Source organism: Pasteurella skyensis (assembly GCF_013377295.1).
In the GTDB taxonomy this organism is placed as follows: domain Bacteria; phylum Pseudomonadota; class Gammaproteobacteria; order Enterobacterales; family Pasteurellaceae; genus Phocoenobacter; species Phocoenobacter skyensis.
This window is the reverse complement of record NZ_CP016180.1, coordinates 1,076,536-1,089,932: the sequence shown is the minus strand read 5'-3', so window position 1 is coordinate 1,089,932 and position 13,397 is coordinate 1,076,536. Positions and strand designations below refer to the sequence as shown.

The 13,397-nt window shown below is 33.9% G+C and carries 15 protein-coding genes; 7 read left to right on the top strand and 8 right to left on the bottom strand.

Going from position 1 to position 13,397, the window contains the following annotated elements; all coding sequences use genetic code 11:
• Positions 1-34 precede the first annotated feature (34 nt).
• The 3 genes from A6B44_RS05355 to A6B44_RS05345 form a co-directional block, all read right to left on the bottom strand.
• Positions 35-673 carry an integrase core domain-containing protein gene (locus A6B44_RS05355; protein WP_176673482.1) on the bottom strand — a complete coding sequence of 213 codons (639 nt, stop codon included), beginning with the start codon at positions 671-673 and terminating at the stop codon, positions 35-37.
• A 299-nt stretch (positions 674-972) separates the two neighbouring features.
• Positions 973-1,227 (bottom strand): type II toxin-antitoxin system YafQ family toxin, encoded by a 255-nt coding sequence (locus A6B44_RS05350; protein WP_090921958.1) that lies wholly within the window; start codon positions 1,225-1,227, stop codon positions 973-975.
• Complete coding sequence (locus A6B44_RS05345; protein ID WP_090921956.1) at positions 1,214-1,471, bottom strand: hypothetical protein; 258 nt, start codon at positions 1,469-1,471, stop codon at positions 1,214-1,216. Before A6B44_RS05345 ends, A6B44_RS05350 begins: the two co-directional genes overlap by 14 nt.
• 246 nt (positions 1,472-1,717) lie before the next feature.
• Between A6B44_RS05345 and A6B44_RS05340 the strand changes: the two genes are divergently transcribed.
• Positions 1,718-3,379: an ATP-binding protein gene (locus tag A6B44_RS05340; protein ID WP_090921954.1), complete on the top strand. Its 1,662-nt coding sequence runs from the start codon at positions 1,718-1,720 to the stop codon at positions 3,377-3,379.
• Here the strand turns inward: A6B44_RS05340 and A6B44_RS05335 are convergent, their stop codons facing one another.
• Positions 3,380-4,636 (bottom strand): DNA (cytosine-5-)-methyltransferase, encoded by a 1,257-nt coding sequence (locus A6B44_RS05335; RefSeq protein ID WP_090921952.1) that lies wholly within the window; start codon positions 4,634-4,636, stop codon positions 3,380-3,382. It lies immediately after the preceding gene.
• Entirely contained in the window at positions 4,633-5,013 is a 381-nt protein-coding gene (locus A6B44_RS05330; RefSeq protein WP_090921950.1) for a hypothetical protein, read from the bottom strand. The genes A6B44_RS05335 and A6B44_RS05330 overlap by 4 nt, the downstream gene beginning before the upstream one ends.
• Before the next feature lie 413 nt (positions 5,014-5,426).
• Between A6B44_RS05330 and A6B44_RS05325 the strand changes: the two genes are divergently transcribed.
• Entirely contained in the window at positions 5,427-6,716 is a 1,290-nt protein-coding gene (locus A6B44_RS05325; RefSeq protein WP_090921948.1) for a tetratricopeptide repeat protein, read from the top strand.
• 9 nt (positions 6,717-6,725) lie between these two features.
• Positions 6,726-7,526 (top strand): PhzF family phenazine biosynthesis protein, encoded by an 801-nt coding sequence (locus A6B44_RS05320; protein WP_090921946.1) that lies wholly within the window; start codon positions 6,726-6,728, stop codon positions 7,524-7,526.
• Positions 7,527-7,542: 16 nt separating this feature from the next.
• Here the strand turns inward: A6B44_RS05320 and A6B44_RS05315 are convergent, their stop codons facing one another.
• From A6B44_RS05315 to A6B44_RS05305, 3 genes are all read right to left on the bottom strand, one after another.
• The gene (locus tag A6B44_RS05315; protein WP_246253136.1) at positions 7,543-8,154 is read right to left on the bottom strand and encodes a SanA/YdcF family protein; all 612 of its coding nucleotides are present in this window, start codon (positions 8,152-8,154) and stop codon (positions 7,543-7,545) included.
• A gap of 124 nt (positions 8,155-8,278) precedes the next feature.
• The gene (locus A6B44_RS05310) at positions 8,279-8,518 is read right to left on the bottom strand and encodes a YdcF family protein (protein ID WP_338000889.1); all 240 of its coding nucleotides are present in this window, start codon (positions 8,516-8,518) and stop codon (positions 8,279-8,281) included.
• A gap of 30 nt (positions 8,519-8,548) precedes the next feature.
• Positions 8,549-9,358 (bottom strand): alpha/beta fold hydrolase, encoded by an 810-nt coding sequence (locus A6B44_RS05305; protein WP_090921940.1) that lies wholly within the window; start codon positions 9,356-9,358, stop codon positions 8,549-8,551.
• Between the two features lie 100 nt (positions 9,359-9,458).
• Between A6B44_RS05305 and seqA the strand changes: the two genes are divergently transcribed.
• From seqA to mepA, 4 genes are read left to right on the top strand one after another with little or no spacing between them, the layout of a single operon-like run.
• Positions 9,459-10,028, top strand: coding sequence for a replication initiation negative regulator SeqA (gene seqA, locus A6B44_RS05300; protein WP_090921938.1), 570 nt, complete (start codon positions 9,459-9,461; stop codon positions 10,026-10,028).
• Positions 10,029-10,030: 2 nt separating this feature from the next.
• On the top strand, positions 10,031-11,449 hold the full coding sequence (gene menE / locus A6B44_RS05295; protein ID WP_090921936.1) for an o-succinylbenzoate--CoA ligase: 1,419 nt from the start codon (positions 10,031-10,033) through the stop codon (positions 11,447-11,449).
• A gap of 16 nt (positions 11,450-11,465) precedes the next feature.
• A complete protein-coding gene (gene aroC / locus A6B44_RS05290; protein ID WP_090921934.1) occupies positions 11,466-12,548 on the top strand; it encodes a chorismate synthase in 1,083 nt (360 codons plus the stop codon).
• Positions 12,549-12,570: 22 nt separating this feature from the next.
• Positions 12,571-13,389 carry a penicillin-insensitive murein endopeptidase gene (gene mepA, locus A6B44_RS05285; RefSeq protein ID WP_090921932.1) on the top strand — a complete coding sequence of 273 codons (819 nt, stop codon included), beginning with the start codon at positions 12,571-12,573 and terminating at the stop codon, positions 13,387-13,389.
• Positions 13,390-13,397: the final 8 nt, after the last annotated feature.

Here is a 13,397-nt window from a genome sequence, read left to right as displayed (position 1 = left end):
TGCAAGTTTTAGTTTAAATCATACCGCTTATTTATTATTTACGCCTGTTTTTATTATTTTGATACCAAATATCATTAGGTGTTTTTCCTTTTAAGTTTTGGTGGGTGCGGTGATTGTTATACCAATATTTAAACTGTTTTAAAAAGCTGTTTAGGGTAAAATAATTTTCAATATAATGCGTTTTAATCATTGGTTTAAGTGTTCCAAATAATCTCTCTATTCTGCCATTGCACCAAGGGGACGCCACAGGAGTGGTTTGCTTTTTGATATTTACGAGTTTTAAGAAAGTTTTAAACACAAAACTATTAAAAATAATTTCATTATCTGTGCGTAACTTTTGAGGTTTGCCATATTTTGCAATGGTTAAGCATAGATAACCGAGTAACATCCAACTGGATTTATTTTTGATAGGTTGCAAATAAAGTAACTTACGAGATCCGTGATCGAGAATACCCAGTAGCATTTGGGAGGAGTAAAAACTTAAATCCATTGCCCAAGTATGGTTGATTGCCATTTCTAGAGGTAATTTTTGTTTTATTTTATAGCGTTGCTGTTGAATATGATATTGATGTTTACGGATAGTATTTGCTACAAAGGTTTTACCAACTGTTTCAGATTTATGTAAGCGGTTAAAGGTATTGGCGATTTTTCTACAGCCTATTTGCTTTCCCATTATAGCCTTAAGGTAAATAATTTCATTAATTACCCATTGAGGTTTAGGATGATTTTTATGGGTATTTGGTTGAGCGGATTTGGGTTTTGTGCAATAAGATTTTTGTGGTTTTGGGTGGTGGTATTGAATGAATAATAGCAGGATAAAAAGGGAGATGAGTAACATCTTACCCTCCTGTTTGGTTATGATTTTATATAGGTTTATTCCTAATAAAATCCCTTTAAAATAATAAATCTAATAGGCTATATCTGCCTAGTTTTTTTGCATTATAGAAGCTTCTCCTTAAACTATAACACTAGTTAAAATAACTCACTATGGCTTGCTAATCTAACTAATTTCAAAATATTATTTTCAATATAATAAACTAGTAATAAATCAGGCTTGACGTGACATTCTCGAAATATTGCATACTTGCCTTTTAGAGCGTGATCACGGTATTTAGCTGGTAATTTTTTACCATTAATTAGGTAATGTAGAACATCAACTAATGGTGCAATTAACCCCACTTTTTTAAAATCTTTCTCAAAAGCCTTTGTTTTCTCAATTTTTAGCACTTTCAGCCTCTGCCCAAGCAAAAAATTCTTCCGCTGTCATTGTTGTTGTATTTGTACTATTGATAGCATCTTTCATTGCTTGTAATGTTTCGATATTTGGTTCAGGTTCATTTTCTTGACAATAACCAGAAATTAGCTCGCGAATGACCAAACTTGCTGAAAGTCCTTTACTTTGGCAAGCATGTAAAAAATCACTTTTTAATGCTGGATCAATCTTAAAATTCATCGTACTTTGCATAGACATAAATTTTTCCTTAATCATAAGTATATAAAACGTAATTACATTATATATTTGCCGATAAAAAGTACAAGTGTATTTTATAAATAATTAGTATCAATATGAGATAAAAAAGTAATATTGTTTTGTGGAAAATATCAAACGATATTTGTTGAGTCTAATATATTGTTTTAAATTTTTAGATTATTTATTTTTCATTGGTTATAATTTAATAGTGTAAAAAATTATTTTTAATTTAACAAGGTGTTTATTATGAAAACGAACTATCCTACATCGGTTGATGTTTCACCTGATATGCAATTTTACAATTTATTAGAAAGTTATCCATACACTGTTAAAGGTGCATTATGTGAATATATTGATAATGCGCTTGAAGCATTTCGTTCTGCTAGAACAAATGGTATACCAGAATTACCAAGTATTTTAACTATTAATATTAGTATACAGAAAGATCATATTATTATTGAAGATGATGGAGTAGGAATAGCTTTTTCTGATATAGAACGAGCAATGAAACCGGCTTATAAACCTAGTGAACAATCACTGAACGAGTTTGGTATTGGTATGAAAGCTGCTTCAATGTGGTTTGGTAGAGCATGGTCTTTAGAGAGTTATCCGATTGATAGTGATTCAGCTTATAGAATTAATTTTGATTTAAACCAATTGCTTGAAAATAATCAAGATCGAGTTGCTTTAGAAAAAATTGAGAGAAAGAAAGTTACATCAGGAGTTAGAATTACTTTATCCAAATTAACACAGCAGATAGAAAAGAATCAAGCTTTAAGAGCTTGGGAAGAAATTGATGAGACTTATCAGTTATTTACTTCTAGAGATAATCCTATTCTGAGAATTTATTTCAAATATCAGGAAAATACATTTCCTAAGAAAGATTTTTCTGAGTTACCGGTTTCTAATCAACCGCTTGTTTTTCCTGTGTGTAGGCTAAAAGATGGGCAACTTTATACAATTGGCAAAAAGAAACTTTGGAAAAAAGATGTCTCTTTTGAATTTAATGGAAAAGAAATCAAAGGATTTTTTAGTTTAGGGAGTGAAGCGAGTCAAGTAAAAAATCCAGGTTTGCGATTGTTTCGATATGGTCGTTTAATTAAGGGAATGGAAGTTAATCCTTATCGACCAGTTGATCTTGTTGGTACTGCAAATAAAGCAACACCATCAAGATTTTATGCTGAATTACACTTAGATGGACAAGCAATTAGCAATTCAAAAGGTGAATTTACTTTTGATGAATATTTATTTCTCTCTGAATTTAAAAAACAAGAAGGCATTGAAGATTTTTTGCAACAGGCTGTTGAATATAGAAGTAGAAAAGCTGTGGAATATGATTTTATTGCTTGTAGCGATTGGGAGGATTATTATAAAAAATCAGGTAGTAAAGAAAAGCAACAACAAGCAAAAAAATCATCTAAACCAACTACAAAATCAACTAAGCTTAGTCAAACTAAAAATCAGCATTTTAAGAAAAATAGTCCAATAATTCTGTTAAAAAGAATATCTGCACCCGAGACTTATACCTTACTTGATAATTTTATTGATGATGCGATATGGCTTTATGAGCAAAACCGAATATGGGCATTTTGCTTAGTGTATAGAACTATTCTTGAAGTGAGTATTATTGATAAGTTAAAAGCAGAATCTGAAACTCATTATGAGAAAGCAAGGGATAAATCTATTGTTGCTCTTTATAAATACCTACAAAGTAACAGTCACATTATACCGGATAATTATGAAACATTAAAACGTGTTATGAAAGAAAATAATCGTGCTTCAGAACCATTTGTCGGTCTATTAAATTTGACCTCACATGGACGTTGTACCCCTACAAAAGTAGAAATAGATGATTTGATTAGAAATACACAACAACTACTTCAATGGGCTTTTGATAGGGAGTGTTAATTAAGCCAGAGATAATTTTAAGTTTTTAGCAATGCACGATACAATTCGAGCATTTACCGCATTTCCCAGTGCTTTAAATGCTTTAGTCATATTTTGAGGTAAAAACTCCAAAGACTGCAAATGTTGCAGTTTAGCCGCCTCATATTTTGATAGATAGCGTTTTTCTGAGAAAATCACAGGAATTTGAGTGGGTGTCATTGCAATTAGAGAAGGAGCTATTTGTGGTTTTAAAACTCGAATACCTGAAGCTCTAAATTGAATAAGATGGGTATTCAGATCAGGTAGATTTCTAATACCACGCCATTCTAATATCTGCCAGCTGTTATTTTCTTTATCTAATTTTTGTTTCCATTTAGTAATATATTGTTTATTTTGGGAATAAAAATAACGACTTAATTGTATTGATGGTTGGATCCAAGATGCTACTTTTCTTTCCTTTCTTACATAGGCAGGTAGTTTTTCCAATACATCAGTCCAGCTTTTGCAATGATATAAACTTTGACCATAGGCGCCTTTATATTCTTTTATTTGTTTCAATGTCAATTTACTGAAATCTTCGGGGTAAGTAGCACCAAACTCAGGTGCAACCAATGAAAAAGAACCTCGTTCAGGTAAGCCACAGTTTTGTATAAGTTTTTGCCAGAGTACTAATTGTTGATATTTTTTCTCTTCGAGTAATTTATGTTCAAGTGTTTTATTTAAAAATGTTTCAAAAGAAACAGGTGCAGATATTTCTTTTGTTGGCCATATATCAATTAACTCTTTTCCAGTAGGGTAAGCAATAATAAAAATTCTTTTTCTGTTTTGTGGTATACCTATATCTACAGGAGATATAATTCGATAATCTACAGAATAGCCAATGTCTGCAAATGATTTAACTAAATATTGCCAAAATGAACCGTTAGCAATAGTTAAAACATTTGGTACATTCTCAAGAAGAACATATTTAGGTAAGTGATATTTGGTGATTCTAATAACTTCATCAATAAGTTTTCCACTAGATGGACAACTTGCTCCTTTTTTCTTTCCTGCAAGAGAAAAAGGTTGGCAAGGAAAACCAGCACAAATTACATCGTGTTTTGGGATATCTTCTACTTTAATTTTTGTAATATCTCCTTGGGGGGAAATGTGATAATTTGCTTTATAAAGTTGTTGTAAACTCTCATCTATCTCACTCGCAAAAACACATTTAAACCCATGTTCAGCAAATCCAGTATGGAAACCACCTAACCCTGCAAATAAATCAATAAATTTCATTTTGAGGCTCCTGTCTTATCTGTTAGTACAATCAAGTTATGAATCAAAACAGCGATTTCATTTTGTAAATGAGGTTTCATTTTTACAAGTTCATCAACCATCAGTGCTTCCTTACATAAATCCTGAGTAGTTTGTAATTTATTAGTATCAATATGTAAAAATTCACATAGTTTGACTACCCGAATATTTGTTGGAGAAAAATTCTCTTTCTTAATTCGGTATAAAAAGTCCTTATTGAGTTTTTTCAATCCACGCATTTCAATATCTTCTTTATACAAGTGATTAAATGAGTGACAGCACTGTTCATAGGTAAAACCTCGTTTTTTCAGTGCAGTAAAAATATTTGCACATATTTCTTTTCTTATTGTTTTAAGCATACTCGTATTTTCTTGTTTTTGAGATTTATTTTACACTAAAATTCGTAAAAATGCGAATTTTAGTGTAAAATAAAGGTATGATTGAATGATTTTTAATCATAATTTTCTTATTTTTTATAAATTAAGCAGGCAGGTTTTTATTTTAGAAAATGTTTTTAGATTTTAATCACCGTCCGTAAAACAGAGATTAACTGTAGTTAAAATTTAGTTTTTTGAAGTGAATTTTAAAATCAGTTAAAATTTGTAAATTTTTGTTAAAATCATACCGCTTATTTATGCCTATTTTTATTGATATAACTGTTTGTTATATTTTAATATAAACTAAAATACTTACTCAGGTACAGAATAATGAGAGGTATATTATATGGCTAATGTGAATTATAATTTTAAAATTAGATAATAGAGGTGTTTTGATGGGATTAACTATATCACTTCAGCAATTAAAGAAGACAAATTTTGATTCTATTCAGAGTTTGAATGATTATTTAGATCAAATATCAATGCAAGTTCGTGTTGCTTTAGATAGTTGCCAGTGGGAGAAGGCGGAGCAGTTGCTTAATAAAATTCTGACCATTCTTCCTGAGCATTTGGTGGCGTTAAGTGATTTGGCTTATGTAAAAAGAAAATCTAATCAACTAGAGGAAGCTTATGCGATCTCGTTATCTGTTTTAGCGATTGATCCTAATTATGTGAAAATTTTAGATTCTCTTACAACGACTTGTTATCAAATGAAACGTTTTGAAGAGGCCTTGCATTATGCTAAACGTTCAATTAGGTTAAAAGAGCAAGAGGCTCAACAATCGACCTATTTATATTCTTTACCGACAGCAGTACCAACAGGTTTGAGTAAGGAAAAAGCTCGTAATATCATTAGTTATTCCCTCTTTGGTGATTCGCCTCGTTATTGTGAGTGTGCGGTGTTAAATACGCAACTTGCTAAGCAAATTTATCCAGAATGGACATGTCGATTTTATGTTGATGATACAGTTCCTTCAATGGTTATTCAGCGTTTGACAGCATTAGATGCGCAAGTTTTCTTTGTTGATAATGATAAGTCAAAAAATAATGGCTTATTTTGGCGCTTTTTGGTGATGAGCGATCCGAATGTGGATTGTTTTATAATTAGAGATGCTGATTCTTTGCTTTCTTATAAAGAAAAAGCAGCCGTCGATGATTGGTTACAGTCAGGAAAATGGTTTCATATTATGCGTGATGGCATAGAGCATTCAGAACTGATTTTAGCAGGGATGTGGGGCGGTTATACGGGCGTTTTTCCTCATATTCAAGAGATGATCCAAAATCGTTTGGAGAGTTTACAGATAAGAGGAAGAACGGTGGATCAAGTTTTTCTAAGGGAAATGATTTATCCGACTGTTGCTCAAAGTGTGTTGATTCACGATAGTCGTAATTTAGACGGAAAAAGTAAGGCATTTCCTGAGTTTCCATTATCTGATATCGAAAAAATTCCTTATTTTCATATTGGAATGATTGATATTGGGGCTTTACATACTAGTATTTACATAAAGGATAAGCAGGCAAAAAGGATTCGGTGGTATTTGAAGAATGAGCAAGATGAGACGATTTGTACTTATGATTTAGATGTCCGTTCATCTGAAAGGGTTACGATTCCATTACCTTATTTTTATAGCTTAAAAATTAAAGAGGAAAAATGGCATATTCATACAGAGACATTAGAGCAGTAAGGAGAAAAAATGAAACTGGAAATAAATATAGTTGATGCATTTACAGACAATGTATTTGGTGGAAATCCAGCGGCGGTAATTATTACTGATGATTGGCTTCCCTCTGAAAAAATGCAATTAATTGCATCAGAGAATAACCTGTCTGAAACGGCTTTTTTAGTGATGGTCAAACCTGATATATATGAAATTCGTTGGTTTTCGCCGATAATAGAAATTGATTTTTGTGGGCACGCCACATTGGCATCGGCATTTGTGTTATTTAAAATGTTTCCAGAAACACAGCAGATCACATTTTTAGCGAAAGCAGTGGGTGAATTATCTGTGGTAAGAGATATTGAATCGGGAAGAATTGTGATGAACTTTCCAAATATGATGCCACAAAAAATCTCGACGATTCCAGAATATTTAGAACAAGGGCTTTCTATTCAGCCTGAGGAAGTTTATCAGAATAATCAAGCATATTTTGTGATCTATAAGTCTGAAGCGGATGTTTTGTCTGTTTTACGTCATAATGAATTACTTAAAAAGCTTGCTCCTTTTGATGTTGTAGTGACTTGTCAATCAGAAACAGAGGGTTACGATTTTATTTCAAGGTATTTCTGGCCAGCTAATGGAGGAGATGAAGATCCTGTTACAGGTTCAATTCATACAGGTTTAGCACCATTATGGGCTGAACGTTTAAATAAGAACAAATTAGTTGCTTATCAAGCTTCTCAGCGTGGCGGCGTTATTTACTGTGAAGTGATGAATGAGAGGGTTTCCATTTCAGGAAATGCAGTTCAGTATTTAACAGGTATTATTCAAATATAATCGTTATATACTTCTATTAAGAGGCTTTTTTTGCCTCTTCGATCACTTCTAAGGTTTTAGGCATTTTACCTGTGAGAAAATCAAGCAACATACCAACTCGAGCAAAGTATTCACGCACTCTGACTTTATAGAACCCTTTAGGGTGTTTTGCGACAAAGCAGATGGCGTTAATTTGGTGGAATTTTGCGATCAACAGTGCACGTTCACAATGGAATTTTTGACTAATAATCGTAAAAGATTGTAAATTAAAGGTTTTATTGGCCCGAAGCACGGAAGATTGAGTATTGTAACCTGCATAATCTTGGTGCAAAGCGTATTTTGGGATCCCTTTTTTACGTAGATCTTTTGTCATATTTTTAGGTTCATTATAATAAGGCGTAGTGTTGTCCCCACTGAGTAATAATTGCTTCACTTTTTTATGTTTAAACAGTGTTATGGCACTTTCTAAGCGATTTTGATAATAGAGATTATCTTTTCCTGAGGGAAAATATTTTGCTGTGCCTAATACAACACCATAGCTGCGGTAGGGAATTTTATTGATATCCGTATAAATTTGATCTTTAACCAAGTAGCTGGTGAAATAATCCACTCCAATAATTAAGAGAGCAAGCAGGAGTAACCCTGCCATAACAAAGCGAGTTATTCGTTTTATAATGTTTAAAATAAAAGTAAATAATGTCATTATTAACTGAAGCAAGGTTTTTAGTCTCTCTTATTTATTAAAGCTTAGGCTTCTAGCATAATATAGCTATCTAAATAGTCAATCTTAAGCGGTTATTTATGGGTAAAAATTTGCAAATTTTTGCAACCCAGTAACCTATCATTTCTTTTAAAGCTAAGCTACTGTTATATAACGCTCGAAATTGTGGAATGAAAGAAAGCATACCAAAATTTAACCCTTGAGAACAGCCTACACTCGCAGGAAGTATTTTATAGCCTAAATGTTCAAAATGTAATTTGGCTTGTTTCATATGCCATCTATCGGTGACCAAAATAATCGTTCAATTTGGTTAACAATAGTATTATTCACCTTGTAAAACACGTGTAATAGCTCTGATTACAGTATTCGGTTTCACTGCGTGTACCCAATGATCGGCTTTGCTTACAATAAATAATTTCGCTTGTGGAAACTGTTTTAAAACCCGTTGTTTGTACTCTTTTTTAATATAATCGGATAATTCGCCTTTAATGAAAAGTGTTGGTTTATCGACATAAACGTCACTCCAATCACTGATATTTTCATAATTTTTTTGCAATGCCGTTAAATTAAAGAGAAAGCGTTCTGGTTGTGTTGGTGCAAATGATTTTAGCATAAACTGTTGAATACCTTGCTCTTTTATATGAGGTTGCATTGCTTCCTGTGCTTGAATACGATTTTTAGCATCAGAGCTTTGTACGGCGAATAAGCCTGCAAAAATAGCATCGTGACGATTTTCAGTATATTTCACAGGTGAAATATCAATAATCACCAATTGCTCGACTAAGTGAGGAGCAATATCGGCTAATTTCATTGCGACTTTGCCTCCCATAGAATGTCCTATTACAACAGCAGGCTGAAGATCTAGATGTTCCAGTAGGTTTTTTACATCGGTTGCCATTAAGTCAAAATTCATTTCATCACTGTGTACAGAGTGACCGTGATTACGTAAATCAAGACGTAAAATGTCATAATCTTCTTCAAAACCACGTGCAATAGCACCTAAATTATTGAGATCGCCAAATAATCCGTGTATAAACACTAATAAGCGGTGTGATTGTTGCAAATTTTTGCAATTTTTTGCTTTTTGCAATTTATAATTTAAAAAAGTTTGTGTCATAGTATTGTTTGTCATAAATTTATCCAAATTTGTGATCTTTACAGGTGAGAAAAAGATCAAACTTAAGTATAATGCCAGTAATTTTTTGCTAATCAAGATAATGAAGGAAAAAATAATGAAAAAAATCGAAGTCGATGATGAATTATACCACTACATTGCCAGTCGTACACAATCAATTGGCGAAACTGCGTCAGATATTTTAAGACGTCTATTAAGATTACCTGCTGCACCCAAGCCTTTTGTCCTGATTCAGGAAGATATGATTAACGAATTGAAAAGTTTAGTTAAAGAATCTCCGAAAGCAAAGAAAGAAGCACAAGCGAAGGATTTAGAGTTTTTATTAAAGCATTTGGATAAGGTGTTAAAATCTTCTGAATTTATTGATGAAACCAAAGTCGTTAAACGCTTTCTAATGATTTTAGCTGCTCTTTATTTTGCTGCACCACAACGTTTTGCTTATGGTACTGAAAATATTCAAGGCAGTGAGCGTATTTACTTTGCGAAAGATGCGGAAACTATTTTATCTACAGGAAGTGGCGTGAGAGCAAAACGCATTCCTGATTCACCATTTTGGGTAATTACAAATAATAATACCGCTCGTAAAGGATTGATTTTAGTAAAATTAATGGAAGCAATGCAAGTGCCTGAAGAGCTAATTGAGCGCATTAGAGCACAGTTCGTTTAAAAATGGCTTTTTCTTGCTTTCCTACTAAAACTTGGTCTGAGCAAAAAACAACTCAAACAGCGATTGTATGGAATAAAACAGAAGGCGATCTTTTTAGTTCGTCTTCAATTTATGCAACTTTGCCACGAGAGATTTCGTGGCAGTTACTTGATAACATAATTGCAAAATGTGTCAACAATCTTACCGCTTGGGGAATAAAGCCCCAACAGTTGGTCGCTTATTCAGGTACTCATCAATTAATTAATTTACTTTGTTATTGTGCAGTATTAAAACTCGGTGCTAGAGTATTAATGCTCAATCCTCAGTTGTCGATATTACAACGTCAAAAAATAATAGCACAGAATAACTGTGATATTTTTATAACCGATCATCATTTTTTAACTTTAGCAGAGAATGAGAGAAAAAATGAGTCCTCTTTTTCATTAAAAGAACCTGCAACATTTACATTAACCTCGGGTTCATCAGGTGATCCTAAGGCTGTGGTGCACTCTATTAATAACCATCTTGCGAGTGCGGTTGGAGTGTGTGAATTAATGAATTTTACCCAACATCACAGTTGGTTATTAAGTTTGCCACTTTTTCACGTTTCAGGGCAGGGTATTGTATGGCGTTGGCTGTTACAAGGTGCCACTTTGTATATTGATGAAAATAAACAGAGCATTTGGAATACTTTATCGAAAGTAACCCACGCTTCTCTTGTTCCTACGCAATTGCAACGTTACTTAGCTTGGTTAGGAGAGCGAAAAGGCGATCAGACAATTTTGTTGGGTGGTGCACATATTCCACAAGAATTAGTAGCAACAGCGATGGCAAAAAATATCACTATATTGACAAGCTATGGTTTAACCGAAATGGCATCAACGGTTACGGCTGAAAGGAATGCGTTAGATAATGTGGGTAAACCATTAACCAATAGAGAAATACACATTTGTAATAATGAAATTTGGGTAAAAGGGAAATCTTTGGCGTTAGGCTATTGGTTAAAAGGTAAAATTGTGCCTTTGACTAATCCACAAGGCTGGTTTGAAACAAAGGATTTGGGTTATTGGAATCAGAAAAATCAGCTTGTCATAACTGGGCGAAAAGATAATATGTTTATTTCGGGAGGGGAAAATATTCAACCTGAAGAAATAGAAAGAGTATTATTTCAGAGCGATTTAGTGCAAAATATCATCGTAGTACCAGTAAAAGATGATGAGTTTGGAGAGCGTCCTGTGGCTTTAGTGCAATTTAAACAAAGATTTAGCATTGAAGCGGTCAGATCTTTACAAGAATTTGCAAAAATACACTTAGAAAAATATAAACAACCGATTCATTATTTTTTATTAGATACAGAGAGATGGCAAGTAAGTGGTATAAAGCTGTCTCGTACAAAATTACAACAATATATAGCAGAAAAAATGGCACAAAAACAGGAATAGAAAAAGAGGAAAAAATATGGCAGGTAACAGCATTGGAAAACTTTTTAAAGTCACCACTTTTGGTGAATCACACGGTATTGCCTTAGGCTGTATTGTTGATGGCATTCCCCCGAATTTACCCTTAACAGAAGCCGATCTACAGGTTGATCTTGATCGTCGGAAACCCGGTACATCTCGTTATACTACGGCACGTCGAGAAAATGATGAAGTGCAAATTTTATCAGGGGTGTTTGAGGGAAAAACAACAGGTACCAGTATTGGTTTATTGATTAAAAATACCGATCAACGCTCTCAAGATTATAGTGAGATTAAAGATAATTTTCGCCCTGGACACGCTGATTATACTTACCAAAAAAAATACGGCATTCGAGACTATCGAGGCGGTGGGCGATCTTCTGCTCGAGAAACAGCAATGCGAGTCGCAGCAGGGGCAATTGCAAAAAAATATTTAAAACATCATTTTGGTATTGAAGTCAGAGGATATTTATCTCAAATTGGCAGTGTTAAAATTGATCCAAATAGTGTCGTAGATATTGAAAAAATTGATTGGAATGAAGTAAATAGCAATCCATTTTTTAGCCCTGATCCAAATGCGATCGTTCACTTTGATACGTTAATTAGAGAATTAAAAAAAGAGGGAAATTCCATTGGTGCAAAATTAACGGTTATTGCAGAAAATGTCCCTGCTGGATTGGGCGAGCCTGTTTTTGATCGTTTAGATGCAGATTTAGCGCACGCTTTAATGTCTATTAATGCGGTTAAAGGAGTGGAAATTGGCGATGGTTTTGATGTGGTGGAGCAAAAAGGTTCACAACATCGGGACGAAATTACGCCACAAGGTTTTGAATCTAACCATTCAGGAGGTGTTTTAGGTGGAATCAGTTCAGGGCAACCTATTCTGGCGCATATCGCTTTAAAACCGACCTCAAGTATTATGGTTTCAGGTCGCAGTGTCAATGTGGATAATCAAGCAGTCGAAATCGTCACTAAAGGACGTCACGATCCTTGTGTGGGGATTCGTGCAGTGCCTATTGCAGAAGCGATGATGGCAATTGTATTATTGGATCATCTATTGCGTTTTAAAGCACAGTGTAAGTAACAGATTAAATTTGGGAAACAAAATGAAACGATTAAAAGTCATCTTATTTTCAAGTGTCCTTGTATTGAGTAGTATGGTAAATGCGAGTGATTGGGAAAAAATTAAATCTCCAGTGAAAGGAAATATCCAATCTATTGGAAGTTATGCAAATGGCTGTATTATTGGTGCAAAACCATTGGCTCTTAAAGGTAAAGGCTATCAGGTTATACGTTCGTATAAAAATCGATTTTATGGACACTTAAATTTGGTCAACTTTATTCAGCAACTAGGAAAACGTGCCAAAAAAGTAGGTTTGTCTCCATTACTGATTGGTGATATGGGAATGCCAGCAGGCGGGCGTTTCTCTTCAGGGCACGCTAGTCATCAAACAGGATTAGATGTCGATATATGGCTACGCTTTGGACCTTTGACGGATAAACAAGCCCAGAAGCCTGTCGCAACAGTGATGGTGAATGGCTCGGATACAGAGGTGAATGCGAATTGGAGTAACGATCAAGCAACGTTAATTCGTCTTGCAGCACAAGATAGTGATGTGGCACGTATTTTTGTAAATCCTGCTATTAAAGTAAAACTGTGTCAAACAGCAAAAGGAGATCGTACTTGGTTACGAAAAATTCGTCCTTGGTTTGGGCATACAGCGCATATGCACGTACGTTTGAATTGCCCTAAAGGATCAAAAAATTGTAGAAATCAAACCGCTATTCCAAAAGGTGAGGGCTGTGGAGCAACGCTCTATTCGTGGTTTAAGCCTAAAAAGCATTCAAAATCAAAAAAGAAAAAAGCAAAGCCACTTCCACCAATGCAGTGCCAAATGTTGTTATCATCACAAGGTTTAGGTTAGCCAATACA

Coding starts and splice junctions, on each gene's coding strand:
- A6B44_RS05355 (WP_176673482.1), bottom strand. CDS start 673: ATGGGAAAGCAAATAGGCTGTAGAAAAATCGCCAATACCTTTAACCGC.
- A6B44_RS05345 (WP_090921956.1), bottom strand. CDS start 1,471: ATGTCTATGCAAAGTACGATGAATTTTAAGATTGATCCAGCATTAAAA.
- A6B44_RS05340 (WP_090921954.1), top strand. CDS start 1,718: ATGAAAACGAACTATCCTACATCGGTTGATGTTTCACCTGATATGCAA.
- A6B44_RS05335 (WP_090921952.1), bottom strand. CDS start 4,636: ATGAAATTTATTGATTTATTTGCAGGGTTAGGTGGTTTCCATACTGGA.
- A6B44_RS05330 (WP_090921950.1), bottom strand. CDS start 5,013: ATGCTTAAAACAATAAGAAAAGAAATATGTGCAAATATTTTTACTGCA.
- A6B44_RS05325 (WP_090921948.1), top strand. CDS start 5,427: ATGGGATTAACTATATCACTTCAGCAATTAAAGAAGACAAATTTTGAT.
- A6B44_RS05320 (WP_090921946.1), top strand. CDS start 6,726: ATGAAACTGGAAATAAATATAGTTGATGCATTTACAGACAATGTATTT.
- A6B44_RS05315 (WP_246253136.1), bottom strand. CDS start 8,154: ATGGCAGGGTTACTCCTGCTTGCTCTCTTAATTATTGGAGTGGATTAT.
- A6B44_RS05305 (WP_090921940.1), bottom strand. CDS start 9,358: ATGACAAACAATACTATGACACAAACTTTTTTAAATTATAAATTGCAA.
- seqA (WP_090921938.1), top strand. CDS start 9,459: ATGAAAAAAATCGAAGTCGATGATGAATTATACCACTACATTGCCAGT.
- menE (WP_090921936.1), top strand. CDS start 10,031: ATGGCTTTTTCTTGCTTTCCTACTAAAACTTGGTCTGAGCAAAAAACA.
- aroC (WP_090921934.1), top strand. CDS start 11,466: ATGGCAGGTAACAGCATTGGAAAACTTTTTAAAGTCACCACTTTTGGT.
- mepA (WP_090921932.1), top strand. CDS start 12,571: ATGAAACGATTAAAAGTCATCTTATTTTCAAGTGTCCTTGTATTGAGT.